The following is a 20,748-nucleotide window of genomic DNA, read 5'->3' as shown; positions in this document are numbered from 1 at the left end:
TAAGAAACGTTTATGATGACTTTCTACAGGAAAGCGGAATATACAATTAAAAATCGTGTTTTTGAAACGTTTCTAGAGCGAAAGCAGGTCGCGATAGAGCTTCATCATGTCACTGGCCATCACCGGGGTTGAAAATTTCGCCTTGAAGCTGTCAGGGTGCGGCATCACCCGTTTTGCCCAGTCGTCGTTTTCCGCGTCCTTGACCATGATCTGCGCCAGCGCATCGGCATCTCCGGCCGGAACGAGCGCCTCGCTGTCTTCTCCCAGAACCTCGGCGATGCCGCCGACATGCGAAGCGATGACGGTTTTGCCCGCTGCGAGCGCTTCCAGCACGATATAGGGCATGGCCTCGGCGCGCGAAGGAACCACCACTGTCGGCGCTAGCGCGAAAGCCTGTCTGGCGGGCATGGCGGCATGCATGGAAATGCGTTGCGAAAGCCCGGCCTTTTCGATCATCGCCGCATATTTGTCCCTGTCCGGCCCGTCGCCGACGATCACGCCGGACATGGGCTGGCCGATGCTGCGCTCCATCCTGGCGAATGCCTTGATGAACACGTCCGGCCCCTTGAGATCACGCAGCATGCCGATATAGAGGAAGCGCGCGGCACCCTCGCGGGCGGGTACGGTTTCGAATTCGCTTTCCTGCACGCCGTTATAGATCATCGCCGTGCGGGTGCGCGGCTTGCCCACCTTGGCTTCGTAGGTCGCCTGCTCGAAATTGCAGACGAAACAGAGCGCGTCGGTAAAACGCTCCTGAAACCGCTCGATCCGCAGGAACAACTGTCCCTTCAGGCTCTTGCGGTCATAATGCAGGCTGCCGCCATGCGGCGAATAGAGGCGGGCTACGCGATACCTGTTCGCCCGCAGCAATGAGCCGATCAGCCGGGCCAATGCGCCACCCTTGGCGCTGTGCCCGTGCAGAATGTCCGGCCGCAAACTTTTGATATGGTTATAGGACTTATAGAGCGCCATGAGGTCGCCCGGGCTGATGGACCGCCGGATGGGCATGCGGGTGAGACCCAGCTCCAGCATCGGGGCGATCTGCGCGAAAAGCCGCTCCTCATGGGCGCCGCCGGTGGAGCTGTCGCAGACGATGCCGACCTTGTGGCCCTGTTTGACATGTTCTTCGATCAGGTCGCGCACATGGCGGAAGACACCGCCGACCGGGGAGCGGAAACAGTGAATGATGCGCAGGGGAGGGCCGTCATCCGACATGGGTGCCACTCCGTTTTTCAGAAGAAGCGTTCACGCACATAGACCGTATCGCCCGCCAGCATCGGGGCGGTGATCCCGATCCGACCGGTCAACACCTCGGCGTTGATCTTGCGTGTGATGTCGACATCGGCCTGATTGGCGCGCGGAGTGAAGCCGCCGGCGATGGCGATGGCGTTTTGCACCGTCATGCCCGGCACGTAGGAATATTGGCCAGGACGGCCGACTTCCCCCATCACGAAGACGGGACGATAGCGGTCGATTTCGATCGTCACGTCAGGATCGCGCAGATAACCCTGGCGCAATTTGGCGGCGATGGCGGCTTCGAGCTGCGGCAGCGTCTTGCCCCTTGCAGGAACCTGGCCGACGAGGGGGAAGGCGACGTAACCGGCCTGATCTACCGTGTAGGTATTCGTCAGCCCTGTCTGCTCGAACACGTTGATGCGCAGCCTGTCGCCGCTATCGACGTGATAGGGCTGCAACGCGACCTCGTGAAACGCCTTGGGCGCGGGTTGATATGCCGCGCACCCGGAAAGGGCCGTCAGAACGGCAAGCGTCAGTGCGGTGACATGTCGTGATCCGGCGAGCGGCATCTCATCTGGCTCCGAGTCGATCTTTGATCATTCTTATCGTTCTGTTAGGGTTAATGCGCGGTAAACACCCGGCCCCAGGGATAGTAATATCGGCTTTATTTCGTCGGATTCGTCGGGATTAACCGTTGTGTTACCGGAAACACTTAAACTTCGCGAAAATTGGCCATTTATATTTTGGACGCTAGAGGCTTGCCTCGGTTACGGAGTTCGCATGAACGGCGATCGCATTGACGACAGGGATGTGGATATCGATCTTGTGCGCCTCGTCGCAGCCATATGGCAACGCAAGGGCCGGATCGCGGCCATCACCCTGCTGGCCGGGGGCGCAGCCTTCGTTGTCGCCAGCATGATGTCGCCCGCTTACAAGGGCGAGGCGCGCGTCCTCATCGAATCCCGCACCGCCTCCTTCGGCGCCTCGCAGCAATCGAACGCGCCGGCCGAACCCGTGCTCGATGAGTTGACCGTTTCCAGCCAGGTGCAGATCCTGCAATCCGTCGATCTCATCAAGCAGGTCGCGAAGGACATGAAGCTTTATGAGCTGGAGGAGTTCGATCCCGAAGCACGCCCCTCCCTCGTCTCAGGGCTGCTGGTCGCGATCGGCATCAAGAAGGACCCGCTGCAGGTGCCGCCCGAGGAGCGCATTCTCACGGCCTTCCGCGAGAAGCTGCAGGTCTATCAGGTCGAAAGCTCGCGCGTCATCACCGTCGAATTCGCCTCGCAGGATCCGAAGCTCGCAGCCACCATCCCCAACGAGATGATGAAGGCTTACATTGCGTTGCAAAGCGGCGCGAAGCTGGACACGAGCACCGAGGCGGCGCGCTGGCTGGAGCCGGAGATCGCCAATCTGCGTGAAAAGGTACGGGCCGCTGACAGAAAGGTCGCGGATTATCGCGCCTCATCCGATATTCTTTCCGCCGGGCAGGGCGAAACGCTCGCCACCCGGCAGCTCAGCGATATCTCGACCGAACTCGGCCGTATCCGGGGTGAAAGGGCAAATGCGGAGGCGCGGGCGGAGAGCGTGCGCAACGCACTTTCCAGCGGCCGCCCGCTCGATACCTTTCCCGATGTCGTCGGCTCGCCGACGATCCAGCGATTGAAGGAAAACGAGACGGGTATCCGCAGCCAGATTTCCGATCTTTCGTCCTCGCTGCTGGAAGGCCATCCGCGCCTCAGGGCGCTGCGCAACCAGCTTGACGGCATACAGGCGCAAATTCAGGAAGAGACACGCAAGGTGCTCGCGAGCCTCGAAAACGAGGCCAATGTGTCGCGCCTGCGGGAACGGCAATTGGTTCAGCAATTGAACGTGCTGAAGACGGAGAGCGTGCGCGCCGGCGAACAGCAGGTTGGTCTCAACGATCTGGAACGCGAGGCCTCGGCCCAGCGCCAGCTTCTGGAAACCTATCTTGCCCGTTACCGCGAAGCGACGTCGCGTGCCGGTTCCGTGGATTCCACGCCCGCCGATGCACGTGTGATCTCGGCGGCGGTAGAACCGCGCGAACCCTATTTCCCGAAGACCGGCGCCATCACCATTGTCGTCACGCTGGCGGCATTCCTTCTCTCCTGCATCGTCGTCATGCTGGTGGAACTGTTCACCGGGCGGGCCTTGAAGCCGGTCGGCAAAAACCATGTGCCGCCATTGTCCGATCCGCCTTCGCCCACGCGCGCGCCTGCCGCAAAGGATGAGGCTACGGATGTGCCGGAACAGCCTCTACCAACATCAACACATCACGAGGATGCGCCACCCGCTGTCCGGGCCATGCCCGCCGCGGCTTTCCAGCCCGTCGTAGAAGAGGAGCGGCCGATACCTGTCGCAGCTGTAGCTGCCCCACCGGCCTTGGCTGCACGGGAACTGGCCGCACAGGAACTGGCCTCTGTGACAGAAGATACGGCGGAAGAGGAGACCGATATCGAAGGTGACTTCTCGATCGATGCCGTCGCGGCTTTCCTTGCCACGCGGCTTGCCAAACCCGTCGCCGCCGTCGTGTCGCCGGCCGGTGATAGCGGTTCCACCACGACCGTCATGCTGGCACGCGCTTTGTCTGAAACGGGCCGGTCGGTCGTCCTCGTCGACATGACGGCATCGGCCTGTCCGACGCGTCTGATGGCGCATGATGCCGGTTTGCCTGGTGTCATGGACCTCCTGGCGGGTGCTGCCGCCTTTGGTGAAACCATTCACGGTGACCGGCTTTCCGACGCCCATATCGTGCCGCGCGGCAATGCGCAGCCACGCGAAGCCATGCGCGCGATCGACCGTCTGACAATGATCCTCAGCGCCCTGTCCGATGCCTATGATACCGTTCTTGTCGAATGCGGTGCGGTGCAGATATCGAGCCTTGAAAAGATGCTGCGCAATCTGCCGGCGGAAATCATCGTTTCCGTTCCCGGCAAGGATAGCGAAATGCTGGAAAAGACTTTGAGCGAACTGGTGACCCACGGCTACGAACAGGCATTGCCGATGACTGGCCTGCACAGGACCGACCGCCTGAGCGCCGCCTGAGGCAGGCAGCAGAAGATACTCAATCGGCGGCGGGTGACGTGTCCATCCGTGGCCGCCCGGCGCGGAAACGCTGGATGAACGCATAAAGCGACGGATTGGATTTGATCAGGGTCTTCGTTCTCGCAATCGCCACATAAGCGGAGGCGGCCGCACGGCCCTTTAGTGTCACCGGCAGGAATATGTCGTGCTGCACGGTTGCAAGCGGACACCAGCTGCGTTTGTAAGGCTGGTCGCCGACCCCGAAATCGAACAGCGCAGCCTTTTCCCTGCACGCCTTTTCGATCATCAGCCAGAACAGTAATTCGCCGGGGCTGATGTCCGAAACCGCCTCATCGATCGAGCCGAACTGGCAGATGATGTGATCCTGCTTGCGCGAAAGGCCCGCTATGGCGGCGATCACGCCTTCGTTGTCGCCATGCAGACGAATGGCGTGCAGTTCCAGAAGGCTGTCCGTGCCCGTTTCCGGAAAATTGGCTAGGTCGTAGAAAAAATTCTTCACCGATTGATCGCGAAAGGCATCCGGAATGCCCTGAGAGGCGAAACGAGCGGCCTTCTGGCGGAAGAACGCCTGCAGCAATTCGCATTTTTCCTGGGGCGAACGGGCGATCACATGGCTATAACCGCCCATTTCCTCGGCCCGTCGGCTCTGAATACGGAATTTCTTTCGCCGCCTCTTGGCATTGACCTGCCGCAGGGTGTTTTCGAAACTGTCGAGCAGGGGAAGCTGAAAGGCGGGGTTCTGGTTTTCAACCGAAGCCAGATGCGAGAGCGGGTTGGCCCTGCCGCGCCAGATCAGCGGTATGTTCTGCAGGGCGAGAATATCCGCGCGGCCATGCAGCAGTTTTCGAGCCTCGCGGGCAATGGCCGCCGCCGTCTTATGCCCGGCCTCTTCGGCGAAGGTCGGGTCGAAAAGCCCGGTATTGATATTGTTGAAACGTCCACCGGGGAAGTGCGCCTTGCGGATGCCGCCTTCCTGAACGATTTCCAGCGGCAGCAGAAACACCGTCTTTCCACCCTGCCTGCCGCGAATGATGAGAAGGGGGCTGTCCTGCGTTTGCGCCCAGATGGAGCACCAGCCAAAACCCTGGTGCAGGGAATTGAGCGGATCACCCTCCAGCGCCTCCCAGTCGGAGCGGATTGCCGAGGCATCGTCGACAAGATCGATGGTCAGACGGTCGGCGCCGCGCCGCTCGCCTTGCATGGCCGCAGGTTTCTTGTCCTCGCTCGTTATGACCGGCCCCACAGCCGCCATCCACTCTCTCCGGTTGTTTCGATCGCACTATAGCGTTGAGCGGCAAACAATCGGTTTATAAAATTGCGACCTCTGGATGTCCCATGGAAAGAGGGCGGCTATCCCTGTTTTTTAGATCCGGCCATCCATTTGATGACGAGCATGGCGGGCAATATCCACAAAAGACCGCTCAGGACGAAATAGATGAGATGCACCCACCAGGGCGATTGCGCCAGCGTTGCCGATGCGATGGCCGTCGCCGCCACGGCGTAAACGACGACGAGGCAGATGATGACGATGGTGCCGATAAGCGATCTGAGGCGAGGGTGCATGAAGTCTTCCGTCATTGAGTATCTGCGCGGGACTATACCGCCGCGACCGGATGCCGCAAACCCTCAGCCCTTGTTTTGTGGTGCCGGTTGGGGCTAATCAACATGACTGTATGATGGAGACCCGAAAGATGCGTTCGAGCGGCATGACGATGACAAATGGTTCTGCGGAATTGGTGGTGGAGGCTGCCCTGCAGAAGCAGGGGAAGGATCGCCGCCTGCTGCGCATCTGGCTGCGCGTCGTGCTCTTCACGCTTTTCTGTCTGGTCCTCGTCGGCGGCGCCACGCGGCTCACCGAATCCGGCCTGTCTATTACCGAATGGAAGCCGATCCACGGCGCCATTCCACCGCTTTCCGTTGCCGAATGGGAAGAGGAATTCCAGCTCTACAAGCGCATTCCCCAATATCAGGAAATCAACAGGGGCATGTCGCTTGACGAGTTCAAGACGATTTTCTGGTGGGAATGGGCGCATCGTCTGCTTGCCCGTGCAATCGGCCTCATCTTCGCTTTGCCGCTCGCCTTCTTCTGGCTGACCGGCCGTATCGAAAAGCGCCTGCGCCTGCCGCTGGTCGGCCTTCTGGCGCTTGGCGGTTTTCAGGGCTTCATCGGCTGGTGGATGGTGTCTTCCGGCCTCGTCAACCGCACGGATGTCTCGCAATATCGCCTCGCCACGCACCTGACCATCGCCTGCCTCATCTTTGCTGGCTGCATGTGGATATTGCGCGGTCTGTCGCATCATTCGCCGGAGGCGGCTGATGAAAGGACGGGCAGGGGCTTTGCCGCACTGCTGACCTTCCTCTGTCTGTTCCAGATTTATCTTGGCGCGCTGGTGGCGGGGCTGAATGCCGGCCTTTCCTACAATACCTGGCCGCTGATGGATGGATCGCTGGTGCCGGGTGACCTCTTCCTGCAGCAACCCTGGTGGATAAACCTCTTCGAAAACCCGAAGACGGTGCAGTTCGTCCACCGTCTCGGCGCCTATACGCTGTTTGCCGCCACGCTATGGCATATGGTGTCCATCGCCCGCGCCTTGCCCGGCACGCCGCATGCCCGCCGCTCCGTGCTGTTCTTCGTGCTCGTCTCCATTCAGGCAGCACTCGGCATCACCACGCTGCTGATGCATGTGGATATCCATGTCGCGCTCGCCCATCAGGGCATGGCGCTGATCGTACTTGGTTTTGCGGTGGCACACTGGCGCGGTTTTATCGGGGAATATCCGGCACCGGTCGCCGTCGAAGTCAGAGACTGACGACGTTTAAAGCTGCCTGAGCACACTCTTGGTGGTTGCGACAACGGCCAGTTCATTGTCGCGCTCTTCCACATTGCCGTCTTCGTCATGCCAGGCTGCCGAAAGGCAGCCATAGGCAAAGGCATATTGCAGAAGAACCCGCTCGTCCCGCTTAAGCGCCTTCGCAAAAATCGACGCCATGGAGGCGATGCGTGCTTCGCTGCGTGTCAGATCGAAGCGATCAAGCGGATTGGAGAACATGTTGGCGACGTCGAGCGCGGCATCGCCGATCAGGCCCGCCGGGTCGATGATGATCCAGCCACGCGCACTGCGCATGATGTTCTCGTGATGCAGATCGCCATGCAGCGGCCGGATATCGCTTTGGCGGCCGATAAGCTCCTCGGCAAGCGAAGCGGCCTCCATATAGGGGCTCTCGATACCGTCGGTGCGGTCCTGTTCGGCTTTGCGGAACAGGCTTTCGAAATATTGCGGCAGCGTCAGCAGGCTTGACGGTGGCGGCTGTGTTGAAGGCTGGTGATAGTGCAGGAGAACATCGGCGGCGATTTCCGTTGTGGCATCGTCGTTGCCGTCGCGGAACAATACGTCGCGCAGCGTCTCCGATCCGGCATGTTCCATGAGAATGATGTCGTCGGAGCGGTCGAGCAGCTTCACGCAGCCGACACCCGCCCGCCATTCGATGAAATCCGCGCCGCGCAGGCTGTCTGTCAGAACCTTGTCTTTCAGCGCTTTGGCAACCGCGAGGGAACCATCGCCAAGCGTCACCTCGTAAACCATCCCGGCCGGCGTGTCGGCAATCTGTTTTGCGGCCTCGATATTCCACGAGGCCGGAAAAGAGGGGAGTCTATGGTTCATGCAGACAGCATCAATTCCATGTTCTGGACGGCCGCACCGGATGCACCCTTGCCGAGATTGTCGAGCAGCGCCACGAGGTTGATGTGTTCCCCGCCCGGCGTGCCGAAGACGAAGAGTTTCATCGTGTCCTTACCGGCCAGTTCCTCGGCATCGATGCGGGAAAGACCCTTGCTCTCCGCAAGCGGAACGACGCTGACGATGTCCTGCCCGGCATAGTGCGCGGTGAGTGCGGCATGCACGGTCTCTATGGTCGTGCCTTCCTTGAGGTCGGCGGCAAACAGCGGAACCTGCACGATCATGCCCTGCGGGAAACGCCCGACGGAGGGCGCGAACAGCGGGGCACGGTCGAGCTGGCCGTGAATGGTCATTTCCGGCACGTGCTTGTGGGTAAGCGTTAGACCATAGAGGAAATTATTGGCGCTGATCGCGTCGTCCCGGCTCTGGTCTTCCATCTGCGCAATCATCTGCTTGCCGCCGCCGGTGTAACCGGAGACCGCATTGACGCTGACGGGATAACCGTCCGGCAGGATGCCGCCAGCGCGCAGCGGACGCAGGAGGCCGATGGCGCCGGTCGGATAGCAGCCCGGATTGGCGACGAAACGGGCGGAACGGACCTTCTCGCCCTGTTCCTTGTCCATTTCGGCAAAACCGTAAGCCCAGTCCTTGTGAACGCGATAGGCGGTCGAGGTGTCGATGATGCGGACATTGTTGTTGCCGGCCACCATCGAGACAGCTTCCCGTGAGGCATCATCCGGCAGGCAGAGGATCGAAATGTCGGCGTTGTTGAGCATATCCTCGCGCATCGCCGCATTGCGGCGCTCAGCTTCGGGAATTGACAGCAGCTCGATATCGCGGCGATCAGCAAGGCGCGTGCGGATCTGCAGACCCGTTGTGCCGTGTTCGCCATCGATGAAGATCTTCGCTGTCATGTCCTTGTCCTGACTTTTCAAAGGGTTGCGAGGGTAATCGGAATCAGTTCTGTAAGTGCCGTTTTCTGTGTCAGCCAGCCTTCGCCAGCCGCTCGGCACGCAGGCCAAGCATATACATCGCAACGGTGGCTCCGGCAATGGCGGTAATATCCGCATGGTCGTAAGCGGGTGCCACCTCCACCACATCGGAACCGCGAATATCGAGCTGGCCGAGCCCGCGCAGAACGGACAATATCTTGGCGCTGGTCGGTCCGCCCGCGACAGGCGTGCCGGTTCCCGGTGCGAAGGCTGGATCGAGGCAGTCGATATCGAAGGTGAGATAGGCCGGCATGCCCGCCGTGTGCTTGACGATCAGCGAGGCGATGTCGCTTGCCCGCATCTCTTCCACCTCGTAGCCATGGAGAATGCGGATGCCGAAATCCTCCGGCGCGTGGGTGCGGATACCGATCTGGATGGAGCGGTCGGGATCGATCAGGCCATCGCGGGCGGCACGCGCCACGAAGGAACCGTGGTCGATGCGCTTGCCATCGTCAAACCAGGTGTCCTGATGGGCATCGAACTGCACCAGCGCCATTGGGCCGTGCTTTGCCACATGCGCCTTCAGAAGCGGCCAGGTGATGAAATGGTCGCCGCCGAGCGTCAGCAGGTAATCCGTCTTGGAGATGATCCGGCGCGCTTCCTTTTCGATCGTGTCGGGCGTTTTCCAGTGATTGCCGTAGTCGAGCAGGCAATCGCCGTAATCAATGGTCGGCATATGGGCGAAGAGATCGCGCGCGAAGGGATATTGCGGATCATTGTCGAAAATTGCCGAAGCCCGGCGGATCGCCTGTGGCCCGAAGCGCGCACCCGGCCGGTTGGAGGTCGCCGCATCGAAAGGAATGCCCCAGACGGCCGTCGATACGCCCTTGAGGTTCTTGGTATATTTGCGCCGCATGAAGGAAAGGACGCCCGCATGGGTCGGATCGGTCGCAGCCGATGTCAGCGCTGCGGCGGTAAAGGCATGGTCGATGGTTTTGGACGGCATTGATCACCCCATTGCGATTTGCGCCGAGGTTGCTGTCTTCCTGCTGAAAAAACAAGGGAGGAGACAATGAAAAAAGGCGGAGCCGAAGCCCCGCCTTTCGAAGTTCTGAACGAACAGTTCGGATAAGCGATTAACGCTTGGAGAACTGGAACGAACGGCGGGCCTTGGCCTTACCGTACTTCTTACGCTCGACAACGCGGCTGTCGCGGGTCAGGAAGCCACCCTTCTTCAGAACGGAGCGCAGGCCCGGTTCGAAGTAGGTGAGAGCCTTGGAAACACCGTGACGAACTGCACCGGCCTGGCCGGAAAGACCGCCGCCTGCAACCGTCGCAATGATGTCGAACTGACCGGAGCGGGCAGCTGCGACCAGCGGCTGCTGGAGGATCATCTGCAGAACAGGACGTGCGAAATACGTGGTGAAATCGCGGCCGTTGATGATGATCTTGCCAGAACCGGCCTTCACCCATACGCGGGCTACGGCGTTCTTGCGCTTGCCGGTCGCGTAGGAGCGGCCGAGGGTATCAACCTTGCGGACGTGCACGGGAGCCGAAGCTTCCGATGCCGGGGCGAGGTCTTTCAGAGAGGAAAGATCGGCCATTATCAGGCGCTCCTTACGTTCTTCTTGTTAAGCGCGGCCACGTCGAGAACGGTGGGCTGCTGTGCTTCGTGCGGATGGTTCGAGCCGGCGTAAACGCGCAGGTTCTTCATCTGGCGACGGCCGAGCGGGCCGCGCGGGATCATGCGCTCGATGGCCTTTTCAACGACGCGCTCCGGGAAGCGGCCTTCGATGATCTGGCGAGCCGTACGCTCCTTGATGCCACCCGGGTGACCGGTGTGCCAGTAATACTTCTTGTCGGAGTACTTGTTGCCGGTGAAGGCAATCTTTTCCGCGTTGATGACGATGACGTTGTCGCCATCATCGACGTGGGGGGTGTAGGTGGCCTTGTGCTTGCCGCGCAGGCGGGTTGCAACGATGGTGGCGAGGCGACCAACAACGAGGCCTTCGGCGTCGATGATGACCCACTTCTTCTCCACCTCAGCAGGCTTCTGAACGAAAGTAGACATGGATTTCACTTTCTAACGTGGACCCGTCATCCTCTTTTAAACAAGAGCATACGGGCGTTTCTTGTTGCTTGGTTTGGTCACCCGAAGGCGACCGCAAATGACCATATTCCTTTTGGAATCCGATCTGGCGCGCTTATACGGTGTGCTGGATGAAGCGTCAATATCGCGAATTTGGACGACGGTAAAAATAAACCAATAAAAACAATTGGTTATTTGTGTGGTATTATTTTACCCCACCTGCATGGTCGATTTTATCCCAGCCGCATGACCAGAACACCCGCCGCGATGATGCCGCCGGCGAGATAACGCCAGATGCTGGCGCGTTCTTTCAGGATCACGACGGAGATAACCAGCGCAAACAGAATAGAGGTTTCGCGAAGGGCCGCAACGACGGCGACGGGGGCCTTGGTCATGGCGTAGAGCGCCAGCCCATAGGAGAGAATGGAGCCGCCACCGCCGATAAGACCGCGCCACCAGTTGCGCCGGACATGCGCCGCGACGGCACTTGCTCCACGCTGGTAAAAAGCAAAACCGAACAGCAGCACGGGCGGTAGAAGCGACATCCACAGCGTATAGGAAATCGCATTGCCGGAAAGCCGTGCACCGACACCATCGACGAAGGTGTAGGAGGCGATCACGAAGGCATTGATGAGCGCAAGGATAATCGCCTTGCCGCCGCCGCGCCGCGCCTCGAAGGCGAGCGTCAATATGCCGCCGGATATGATGGCGATGCCGGCAAGCGCAAGCGGGCTCAGAACCTCGCTCAGGAAAAGACTGCTTGTCGCCGCAACGATGAGCGGCGCCACCCCGCGCATGACGGGATAAACGAGGCCGATATCGCCGATCGTATAGGCAGCCGCAACAAGCCGGAAATAGGCAAACTGTAAAAAGGCCGAGGCGATCAGAAAGGGAATGGCCACTGTCGCGGGAAACGGCAGAAAAGGCAGGAAAGGCAAAGAGCAGGCTGCAGCCCCCGCGGCAATCAGCGAGGCATCGAGCGATTTGTCGGAACCGGATTTGACCAGTGCATTCCAGCCGGCATGCAGTATCGCGCCCAGGAGCACCAGAAAAAGAATGTCAATTGTCACAATAGAGACTCGCTCGCGGGCTATTCTGGGCAACCTACAGCATCAGCTTGAAAACCGGAATCCATTTTCGATGAAGGTGATGCGCAATGCTGATCGTCTGAAAGTGGGCGCAGGGAGCCGCCGGATCGCTCTTTGCAGGATGCGGCCATTTTACGGATTGCGACACGCGTCAAGTTTCGGATTTGTGCATGTTGCGAGGCAGGGCGGGTAGCTTTTGCGTCACACGATGTCTGACCCTGCTCATGAATTCATCCGCGAAACAGCCGCACCGGCGTCGGATGCACGGCTCGCCGCTCTATGGCGGAGCGTTTTTTCCTCAAAAGATGGTCTTTTTTGCCGCCTCTTCAGGCTGAAATTCGCATTGGTTTCCGGCCCAAGGGTGTATCAATTGAATGCCGGTATTGATGCCAAAACTGAAAAGGAATTTCATGAACTTACTGAATGGTTGACTGCAACGTTTCAGATTTGGATATCGATAGATTTGCAGAATAACTTTCTGAAAATTAGATTTGCCTAATTCATCGGTGAACGGAATGAAAACAAACAGGACACGAAGTGCGCATTAAATGCACGCAAATGTTGTTATCGCAAGCATTCCTTCCGATACGCGCCATTTTGAAAACTGGATTGAAATACTCAATACAACTGCAGTTGGCGCATTTTTGTGAAATCATTTTGCGTGAAAAAAATCTGCCGTTTCAGGCAGGGAACATCGGCGTGGTCATGATTTTCAGACGGGCAGGGGTTCAAGAGAGCGACAGCGCTTCCTAGATGTGAATGACCGCCGCAGGGAACGCCGCCAGTATTGCTCATGCGGGAAACGCGATGCTTCCTGTGGCTCTCCAACCTGAAGTGCGGGCTGGGGGCCTGAAATCAACCGATGTGCCAGAGGGATAAGTTGACATGCAGCATGATACTTACGAGCCGGATTACATCAGAAAAATCCTGACGGATGTCAGCACCATCGCTTTGCTTGGCGCTTCGCCAAACCCGGACCGCCCGAGCCATGGCGTGATGCGCTTTCTCCTCTCCAAGGGTTACCGCGTTTTCCCGGTCAATCCCGGTCAGGCCGGCAAGGAGATATTGGGGCAGAAGGTCCATGCCCGGCTTGCCGATATTCCCGAGCCGGTGGATATGGTCGATGTTTTCCGCGCACCGGAATATCTGTCTGCAATCGTCGAGGAGGCGATATTGCTGCCGCAGCGCCCGAAGGTGATCTGGGGCCAGCTTTCCGTGCGAGACGACAATGCCGCGGCCAAGGCCGAAGCCTACGGCATAGACGTGGTGATGGACCGTTGCCCCGCAATTGAGTATCCGCGTCTCAATATTGTGCGATAGTTGGTACACATTGGACTTATCATTTGGCGGCAAGGCATTATGATCCCTCCAAAATTTCATTGGAGGAAACATTATGTCGAGCAGCAATCCCGGTTTTTCAACGCTGGCCGTGCACGCAGGCGCGCAGCCTGATCCGACCACCGGCGCGCGCGCGACGCCTATCTATCAGACGACGGCCTATGCCTTCCGTGATGCCGATCACGCTGCCGCGCTGTTCGGATTGAAAGAGTTCGGCAATATCTACACGCGCATCATGAACCCCACCCAGGCGGTTCTGGAAGAACGTGTCGCAGCCCTCGAGGGCGGCACGGCGGCACTCGCCGTCGCATCCGGTCACGCCGCTCAATTGCTCGTCTTCCACACGCTGCTGCAACATGGGGACAACTTCATTTCCGCCCGCCAGCTTTATGGCGGCTCCATCAATCAGTTCGGCCATGCCTTCAAGGGCTTCGACTGGCAGGTGCGCTGGGCCGATGCGACCGACCCGGCCAGTTTCGAACGGCAGATCGATGAGCGCACGCGCGCCATCTTCATCGAAAGCCTCGCCAATCCCGGCGGCACTTTCGTGGATATCGCCGCAATCGCCGATGTCGCCCACCGGCATGGCCTTCCGCTCATCGTCGACAACACCATGGCCAGCCCCTATCTGCTGCGGCCGCTGGAGCATGGTGCGGATATCGTGCTGCATTCGCTGACGAAATTCCTCGGCGGCCATGGCAATTCCATGGGCGGCATCATTGTCGACGGCGGCACCTTCGACTGGTCGGCGACGGACAGATATCCGGCGCTCTCCCAGCCCCGTCCGGAATATTCAGGCGTCGTGCTGCACCAGACCTTCGGCAATTTCGCTTTCGCCATCGCCTGCCGCGTGCTTGGCTTGCGCGATCTTGGCCCGGCGATCTCGCCCTTCAATGCCTTCCTCATCCTCACCGGCATAGAAACCCTGCCGCTGCGCGTTCAGCGCCACTCCGACAATGCGCTGGCCGTCGCCAAATGGCTGAAGGCGCATCCGAAGGTCGGCTGGGTGCATTATGCCGGGCTGGAAGACAGCGACAACTATGCCATCCAGCAGCATTATTCGCCAAAGGGGGCAGGCTCCGTCTTCACCTTCGGCATCAAGGGCGGTTATGCCGCCGGCAAGGCGCTGGTGGAAGGTCTGCAGCTTTTCTCCCATCTCGCCAATATCGGCGATACACGCTCGCTGGTCATCCATCCGGCTTCCACGACACATGCGCAGCTGACACCGGAACAGCAGACGGCGGCAGGTGCCGGACCGGATGTCGTGCGCCTGTCGATCGGCATCGAGGACGTCAAGGATATCATCGCCGATCTCGAACAATCGCTTTCGAAGATTTGAGGGCCGGGGTCATCATGACGAATTTTCTGACATTCGATGATGTCTCGGCCGAGGTGGAACACGGCGCGCCTGCGCCGGAAAGGCTGATTTCCGGCGATCCGAAATTCACCACATGGAATCTGGAGGAGGCGCCCGGCGGCATCTATGCCGGCATCTGGCAGTCCACGCCCGGCAAATGGCGTGTGGTTTATGACGAATGGGAATATTTCAGCATTCTGGAGGGCCACTCGATCCTGACCGAGGATGGTGGCGAGCCGCGCCACCTGAAGCCGGGCGACAGGCTGATCCTGCGGCCGGGCTTTGCGGGCACCTGGGAGGTCGTGGAAACGACGCGTAAGGATTATGTCATCCGGCTGTAGGGGCCGGATGATTGATAAATTCGTCAGCTAGGAGAGGCCATTTCCGAAATTGCTGTCACCAGCTGAGATCGAGCCGCTCCAGGCCGTGGAAATGATAGACATCCTTGACCCTGGGCGGCTTGGCGATCTTCAGGCCCGGCAGGCGCTTGAAAAGCAGGGGCAGGGCAAGGTTCAGTTCCAGCCTTGCCAGCGGCGCGCCGATGCAGAAATGGATGCCGGCGCCGAAGGAGACGTTGGCGCCCTCATTCCGGTCCGGCCTGAAGGCCAGCGGATCGGAGAACTTGGCCGGATCGAGATTGGCTGCCGCCAGAATGAGGCTGACCTTGTCGCCGCGTTTGAATTCCACGCCGTCGATCTCGATCGGCTCCAGAACCCAGCGCTGGAAGATATGGACGGGTGCGCAGATTCGCAGCGTCTCCTCCACCGTGCGTTCCGTGGCCGTCTCGTCGTGGAACAGGGCATCCGGGGAAATGCCGCTTTCCAGAATGATGCGCACGGAATTGCCGATCTGGTGCACGGTTGCCTCGTGCCCGGCATTCAATAGAACGATGGTGGTGGAGATGAGCTCGTCGTCGGTGAGATACTGGCCCTTATGTTCCGTGTGGATCATGTGGCTCAGGAGATCGTCCTTCGGCTCCGCCCGCCGCTCGGCAATCACGCTGCGCACATAGTCCGAGAATTCAAGGGCCGCCTTGTCGGCCAGAAGCTCGTCCTCGGGGGTGCGCTTGAACATGTACATGCCGACATAGGCATGCGACCATTTCAGCAGCTGCGGGCCCATCTCCTCGGGAATGCCGATCATCCGCGCGATCATCGTCACCGGAATGATGTCGGCATAGGAAGAGAGGAGTTCCGTCTCGCCGTTCCGTTCGAAGGCGTCGATCAGGCGGTTGGCGAGTTCCTCGATTTCCGGCTTCATCTTGTCGACATGCCGCGACACGAAGGCGCGGTTGATGAGCGTGCGCAGGCGGGTGTGTTCCGGCGGTTCCAGTTCCAGCAGCGAATGCTGCTCGGCGGCATCAAAATGCTTCACATGGTCCTGCGGCTGCGGAAGGCCTATTTCCTCGCGGCTCGCCACATGCAGGATCTGCCGTCCGAACCGGCGGTCGCGCAGAAGGGCGCTGACATGGTCGTATCCGGTGAAGAACCATTGCCGCTGTTCTTCCCAGTAGAAGGTGGGACACTCCGCATGCAGGGCGGCATAGACCGGGTTCGGGTCGTTGTAGAAGGCCGGATCGCGGGCGTTGAGCGAAACGCGGCGTGTGGCAGGGTCGATTTTGAGAAAGGGAAATGTCGCTGTCATGCCCATGGTTTATTCCGCACTTGATGCTTTTGGAAGGGCATGAAAAAGCCCTTCATCGTGTTTTCTGACTGTCACCGTGTGGTTACCTTGTCACCGGCTGGCGATGGCCGATATCCGGTTCAGTGCCGCGACCTGCCGGTCGGCATTGTTGTCCATCGGGTTTTCGTCCCGGTCGGGAGAGGGCACGACGACATTGGCTGAATTGACGTGGAGGACGGTTCTGTTGCGGCCGGCTTTCTTTGCCGCATAGAGCGCGCGGTCGGCCTCGGTCATCATCACGCTCAGGTCGGCATCCCTGATCGTGGCTTCGGATATGCCGACACTCGTCGTAACCTCGATGCTTTCGCCACGCGCAGTGATCTTCGACTGGCGCAGATTGCTGCGGATGGCTTCCGCCAGCGTCACCGTGCTGGAAGGGCTTTCCACTTCCGCCACCAGCGCGAACTCCTCACCGCCCATCCTGACGAAAAGGCCGCGATCGCCGATGACGCGCTGCGCCATCGTGCAGAAATGCACGAGAACCGCGTCACCGGACTGGTGGCCATACTTGTCGTTGATCTTCTTGAAGTGGTCGATGTCGAACAGCACCAGCGCCACATAGCGGTCGGAGGCCGGCGAGCGCTTTTTGATGCGGTCGAATTCCTCCAGAAGGCCGCGCCGGTTGAGAACGCCGGTCAGATGATCGGTCATGGCGAGCCGGTGAAGACGAATTTCCGTGTCCTCCATGATGATCTTGGCGCTGAGCATGATGATGGCCGTGAAGCCGAGCATGCCGGAAATGGAGAGCGCCGACGTCATGGGGATGGCATTTGGAATCGCGGCATTGGCCGGGATGACGATGGATGCGACAAGCGCTCCGGCAAAAGCCTGCAGTATCAGGATCGTGGCCAGTACTTTCCGGCTGCGCGTTGCGCGCGCCCTGCTGGCCAGAAGGACACCGGCGAGCATGAAATAGCCCGTGGCCGCGCTGGCATGATAGAGCAGGATGCGGGCGACCATGTCTTCGCGCACGGGCGGCACGAGCATTCCGGCGACCCACAGCAGGGCCGGAATTGCAATCCAGCCGCCGAGTTTCCGCTGCTCCAGGCATAACAGGCCCGCGAGCCAGAAACCGAAGGCGGACAGCGCCAGCGTATTGCCGACCTGAATGGATAGAAAACTGGAAATATCCCCGCGAAACGCCACCATCACCGTGCCGAAGCCTGTGGCGAGGAAGCCGGCGGCGAAGTAGAGATTATGCCGGCGGGAAGGGCGGTGCAGCCACAGCGTTCCCAAAAGCACGGCAAGGGTGAACGTTTCCGCCGCCCACAGTAGCGTGCTCGTCTTTGCATCCAGCATTGCAAAATCCTATCTGCGCCATCATGCGGTAAAAGCGGGCTCTTTCGCACGAGGTGCGTTATGCCCGCTGGAATTGTTGAGCTGCCATTTCGCCTCAGGGAGGCTCCCGTCCCCTGTTGGAAACCGGAAATTCGCGGCCGCAGTATCAGCCGCAAATACCTAACGAGTTCTTGCCGGTAAGAAGTTATATCTGTGCATGACCACCGGTTTTTATGTCTGCGCTCCGTCCCTGTGAAAAATAATGCCGTTGAGGGAGAGTGGTCCTGCGGGCGCCGGGCAGTTCGAAGTCGCTGCCCGCACCGGCGGCAAAGGCCTGCAATCGCTGTTGAGCCGTTAAGGATATGCGGCTTCGTGTCTTGAAGTACGGGGCAGGGACACTCTATGTAGGGAGAATGAAGGTTAGAAGTGATTCCGGAGCGGTTTTTCGCGAAGGGCAGAGTTTGACAAAGGACGGACATGAAAAATCCAGTTGATACCGCCATGGCTCTGGTGCCGATGGTCGTAGAGCAGACCAATCGCGGCGAACGCTCCTACGACATATTTTCCCGTCTTCTCAAGGAACGCATCATTTTCCTCACCGGTCCGGTGGAAGACCAGATGGCTTCGCTCGTTTGCGCGCAGCTGCTTTTCCTCGAGGCTGAGAACCCCAAAAAGGAAATCGCGCTCTACATCAATTCGCCGGGTGGCGTCGTGACCGCCGGCATGGCGATCTACGATACGATGCAGTTCATCCGCCCTGCGGTTTCCACGCTCTGCGTGGGCCAGGCCGCATCCATGGGTTCGCTGCTTCTGGCCGCTGGCGAGAAGGGAATGCGCTTTGCAACCCCGAACGCCCGCATCATGGTTCACCAGCCTTCCGGCGGTTTCCAGGGCCAGGCTTCGGACATCGAGCGTCACGCCCGTGACATAATCAAGATGAAACGTCGCCTTAATGAAGTCTACGTGAAGCACACCGGCCGCACGCTCGAAGAGGTTGAAAAAACCCTTGATCGCGACCACTTCATGGATGCAGACGAGGCGAAGGACTGGGGTGTGATCGACAAGATCCTCACCTCGCGCCAGGAAATGGAAGGCGCCGCCGCGAATTGAGGCGCGATGCTTTTTTGACGTTTGTTTAACCCCGGAAAGTAATTTCGGGGCTTTCAACCGGAACAGAAAGCGATATTAGTGTATATAAAGGCTGTGTTGAATTTTTATGACGTGGCCTTTGGTTTGATGGGGAATTCGTTGCAGCCGGTTGTCAGCTCCTGTATCTGATACGGCTAGTACCCCGGGAAACGAGGCGGATACGGTGATGCACCCCAAGGGCTGCCGTATCGGCGGGCGGTAAGTTGACCGCGATCCGTTTGGCGGACCTGCGGCGTGCTGGAAGGAAAGAGATATGAGCAAAGTCAGCGGCAGCAACGGCGGCGACTCTAAAAATACACTCTATTGTTCATTCTGCGGCAAGAGCCAGCACGAAGTCCGGAAACTCATTGCCGGGCCGACAGTATTCATCTGCGATGAATGCGTCGAATTGTGCATGGACATCATCCGCGAGGAGAACAAGACGTCGATGGTGAAGTCGCGCGAGGGTGTTCCCACCCCGCAGGACATCATCAAGATCCTCGACGAATATGTCATCGGCCAGAAACAGGCGAAGAAAATCCTGTCTGTTGCCGTTCACAACCATTACAAGCGCCTCGCGCACGCCTCCAAGAACGGCGATGTCGAGCTTGCGAAGTCGAACATCATGCTCGTCGGTCCGACGGGTTGCGGCAAGACCTATCTTGCCCAGACGCTCGCCCGCATCATCGACGTTCCCTTCACCATGGCGGATGCAACGACGCTGACCGAAGCCGGTTATGTCGGCGAGGACGTGGAAAACATCATCCTGAAGCTGCTGCAGTCTGCGGATTACAATGTCGAACGCGCCCAGCGCGGCATCGTCTATATCGACGAAGTCGACAAGATTTCCCGTAAGTCGGACAACCCGTCCATCACGCGTGACGTGTCGGGCGAGGGTGTCCAGCAGGCTCTTCTGAAGATCATGGAAGGCACGGTCGCTTCCGTGCCGCCGCAGGGCGGCCGCAAGCATCCGCAGCAGGAATTCCTGCAAGTGGATACGACCAACATCCTGTTCATCTGCGGCGGCGCCTTTGCCGGCCTCGACAAGATCATCTCGGCCAGGGGTGAAAAGACCTCGATCGGCTTCGGTGCCACCGTCAAGGCGGAAGACGATCGTCGCGTCGGCGAAGTGCTGCGCGAACTTGAGCCGGAAGATCTGGTGAAGTTCGGCCTCATCCCGGAATTCATCGGCCGTCTGCCGGTTCTGGCGACGCTGGAAGATCTCGACGAGGATGCGCTGATCCAGATCCTGTCGGAACCGAAGAACGCGCTGGTCAAGCAGTATCAGCGCCTGTTCGAGATGGAAGATGTGGAATTGACCTTCCACGAGGACGCGCTGCGCGAGATCGCCCGCAAGGCAATCACCCGCAAGACCGGTGCCCGGGGCCTGCGCTCGATCATGGAGAAGATCCTTCTGGATACCATGTTCGAACTGCCGACGCTGGAAGGCGTGCGCGAGGTTGTGATCTCCAACGATGTCGTCAGCGGCGTTGCTCGTCCGCTCTACATCTATGCGGATCGTCAGGAAGAAAAGACCAACGTTTCCGCCTGATAGGCTGATCCGGTCTGGTGTGAATTGGAAGGCCCGCACCCGTGCGGGCCTTTTCTGTTGGGCCAGGGTGTGAAACTTGCGCCTAACTTGGCTGAGTCCGATTTTGCGTTTGGAGCGGATTGCGCTTTGCTGATAAAGTCTTACAACTGATTTGCAGCGCGATATGACGGAAATGTGAATTACCGTCGGCGACCCGGTTCCTGGCCTTCAAGGATAACCGGAAATGTCGGGAGTAATGGCCGGCGCTGGGTTTTGTTGAATTTTACGGTCTTGCCGCTGCGCGGGGCCGTCTCTTCCGGCGACTTGAAATCGGTGTTTCGAAAC

The 20,748-nt window shown here is 59.3% G+C and carries 20 protein-coding genes; 8 read left to right on the top strand and 12 right to left on the bottom strand.

Annotated features, from left to right (window positions below; all coding sequences use genetic code 11):
- Positions 1 to 72: 72 nt before the first annotated feature.
- Complete coding sequence (gene uppD / locus OK142_RS02720; protein ID WP_003496527.1) at positions 73 to 1,215, bottom strand: polysaccharide biosynthesis type 4 glycosyltransferase UppD; 1,143 nt, start codon at positions 1,213 to 1,215, stop codon at positions 73 to 75.
- Between the two features lie 17 nt (positions 1,216 to 1,232).
- A complete protein-coding gene (uppC, locus tag OK142_RS02715) occupies positions 1,233 to 1,805 on the bottom strand; it encodes a polysaccharide export protein UppC (RefSeq protein ID WP_082184130.1) in 573 nt (190 codons plus the stop codon).
- A gap of 211 nt (positions 1,806 to 2,016) precedes the next feature.
- On the opposite strand from uppC, the gene uppB reads away from it, so the two are divergent.
- On the top strand, positions 2,017 to 4,302 hold the full coding sequence (gene uppB / locus OK142_RS02710; RefSeq protein WP_498680933.1) for a polysaccharide biosynthesis protein UppB: 2,286 nt from the start codon (positions 2,017 to 2,019) through the stop codon (positions 4,300 to 4,302).
- A 19-nt stretch (positions 4,303 to 4,321) separates the two neighbouring features.
- Here uppB and uppA read toward each other — a convergent pair whose 3' ends face one another.
- Both uppA and OK142_RS02700 read right to left on the bottom strand, forming a co-directional pair.
- Positions 4,322 to 5,554, bottom strand: a complete 1,233-nt coding sequence (gene uppA / locus OK142_RS02705) for a polysaccharide biosynthesis GNAT family N-acetyltransferase UppA (RefSeq protein WP_498680931.1) — start codon at positions 5,552 to 5,554, stop codon at positions 4,322 to 4,324.
- Between the two features lie 98 nt (positions 5,555 to 5,652).
- A complete protein-coding gene (locus OK142_RS02700) occupies positions 5,653 to 5,865 on the bottom strand; it encodes a DUF2842 domain-containing protein (protein ID WP_216331507.1) in 213 nt (70 codons plus the stop codon).
- Positions 5,866 to 6,008: 143 nt separating this feature from the next.
- On the opposite strand from OK142_RS02700, the gene OK142_RS02695 reads away from it, so the two are divergent.
- On the top strand, positions 6,009 to 7,112 hold the full coding sequence (locus OK142_RS02695; protein ID WP_498681717.1) for a COX15/CtaA family protein: 1,104 nt from the start codon (positions 6,009 to 6,011) through the stop codon (positions 7,110 to 7,112).
- A gap of 6 nt (positions 7,113 to 7,118) precedes the next feature.
- Here OK142_RS02695 and OK142_RS02690 read toward each other — a convergent pair whose 3' ends face one another.
- From OK142_RS02690 to OK142_RS02665, 6 genes are all read right to left on the bottom strand, one after another.
- The gene (locus OK142_RS02690; RefSeq protein WP_498680929.1) at positions 7,119 to 7,964 is read right to left on the bottom strand and encodes an aminoglycoside phosphotransferase family protein; all 846 of its coding nucleotides are present in this window, start codon (positions 7,962 to 7,964) and stop codon (positions 7,119 to 7,121) included.
- Positions 7,961 to 8,893 (bottom strand): N-acetyl-gamma-glutamyl-phosphate reductase, encoded by a 933-nt coding sequence (gene argC, locus OK142_RS02685; protein WP_082184135.1) that lies wholly within the window; start codon positions 8,891 to 8,893, stop codon positions 7,961 to 7,963. Before argC ends, OK142_RS02690 begins: the two co-directional genes overlap by 4 nt.
- 70 nt (positions 8,894 to 8,963) lie before the next feature.
- Positions 8,964 to 9,917: an agmatinase gene (speB, locus tag OK142_RS02680; RefSeq protein WP_498680927.1), complete on the bottom strand. Its 954-nt coding sequence runs from the start codon at positions 9,915 to 9,917 to the stop codon at positions 8,964 to 8,966.
- Between the two features lie 130 nt (positions 9,918 to 10,047).
- Positions 10,048 to 10,515, bottom strand: coding sequence for a 30S ribosomal protein S9 (gene rpsI, locus OK142_RS02675; RefSeq protein ID WP_003496509.1), 468 nt, complete (start codon positions 10,513 to 10,515; stop codon positions 10,048 to 10,050).
- Between the two features lie 2 nt (positions 10,516 to 10,517).
- Complete coding sequence (gene rplM, locus OK142_RS02670; protein WP_035242586.1) at positions 10,518 to 10,982, bottom strand: 50S ribosomal protein L13; 465 nt, start codon at positions 10,980 to 10,982, stop codon at positions 10,518 to 10,520.
- A 251-nt stretch (positions 10,983 to 11,233) separates the two neighbouring features.
- Complete coding sequence (locus OK142_RS02665) at positions 11,234 to 12,070, bottom strand: EamA family transporter (RefSeq protein ID WP_498680924.1); 837 nt, start codon at positions 12,068 to 12,070, stop codon at positions 11,234 to 11,236.
- A 226-nt stretch (positions 12,071 to 12,296) separates the two neighbouring features.
- Between OK142_RS02665 and OK142_RS02660 the strand changes: the two genes are divergently transcribed.
- From OK142_RS02660 to OK142_RS02645, 4 genes are all read left to right on the top strand, one after another.
- Positions 12,297 to 12,587 carry a hypothetical protein gene (locus tag OK142_RS02660; RefSeq protein ID WP_498680922.1) on the top strand — a complete coding sequence of 97 codons (291 nt, stop codon included), beginning with the start codon at positions 12,297 to 12,299 and terminating at the stop codon, positions 12,585 to 12,587.
- A 386-nt stretch (positions 12,588 to 12,973) separates the two neighbouring features.
- On the top strand, positions 12,974 to 13,408 hold the full coding sequence (locus tag OK142_RS02655; protein WP_003496500.1) for a CoA-binding protein: 435 nt from the start codon (positions 12,974 to 12,976) through the stop codon (positions 13,406 to 13,408).
- 73 nt (positions 13,409 to 13,481) lie between these two features.
- The gene (locus tag OK142_RS02650) at positions 13,482 to 14,765 is read left to right on the top strand and encodes an O-acetylhomoserine aminocarboxypropyltransferase (protein WP_003496498.1); all 1,284 of its coding nucleotides are present in this window, start codon (positions 13,482 to 13,484) and stop codon (positions 14,763 to 14,765) included.
- Positions 14,766 to 14,779: 14 nt separating this feature from the next.
- Positions 14,780 to 15,124 (top strand): cupin domain-containing protein, encoded by a 345-nt coding sequence (locus tag OK142_RS02645; protein WP_498680919.1) that lies wholly within the window; start codon positions 14,780 to 14,782, stop codon positions 15,122 to 15,124.
- 55 nt (positions 15,125 to 15,179) lie between these two features.
- Here the strand turns inward: OK142_RS02645 and OK142_RS02640 are convergent, their stop codons facing one another.
- Positions 15,180 to 16,433 (bottom strand): cytochrome P450, encoded by a 1,254-nt coding sequence (locus tag OK142_RS02640; RefSeq protein WP_498680917.1) that lies wholly within the window; start codon positions 16,431 to 16,433, stop codon positions 15,180 to 15,182.
- An 84-nt stretch (positions 16,434 to 16,517) separates the two neighbouring features.
- Positions 16,518 to 17,765: a GGDEF domain-containing protein gene (locus OK142_RS02635; protein WP_003496493.1), complete on the bottom strand. Its 1,248-nt coding sequence runs from the start codon at positions 17,763 to 17,765 to the stop codon at positions 16,518 to 16,520.
- Positions 17,766 to 18,221: 456 nt separating this feature from the next.
- On the opposite strand from OK142_RS02635, the gene clpP reads away from it, so the two are divergent.
- Together clpP and clpX are read left to right on the top strand one after the other, a co-directional pair.
- Positions 18,222 to 18,854, top strand: coding sequence for an ATP-dependent Clp endopeptidase proteolytic subunit ClpP (gene clpP, locus OK142_RS02630; RefSeq protein ID WP_003496491.1), 633 nt, complete (start codon positions 18,222 to 18,224; stop codon positions 18,852 to 18,854).
- Positions 18,855 to 19,146: 292 nt separating this feature from the next.
- Positions 19,147 to 20,424 carry an ATP-dependent Clp protease ATP-binding subunit ClpX gene (gene clpX / locus OK142_RS02625; protein ID WP_003496489.1) on the top strand — a complete coding sequence of 426 codons (1,278 nt, stop codon included), beginning with the start codon at positions 19,147 to 19,149 and terminating at the stop codon, positions 20,422 to 20,424.
- Positions 20,425 to 20,748 lie beyond the last annotated feature (324 nt).

Origin of the sequence: Agrobacterium sp. BT-220-3 (genome assembly GCF_025910175.1) — a bacterium.
Classification (GTDB): domain Bacteria; phylum Pseudomonadota; class Alphaproteobacteria; order Rhizobiales; family Rhizobiaceae; genus Agrobacterium; species Agrobacterium oryzihabitans.
The sequence above is the reverse complement of the archived record's forward strand: the minus strand, read 5'-3'. Positions and strand labels throughout refer to the sequence as shown.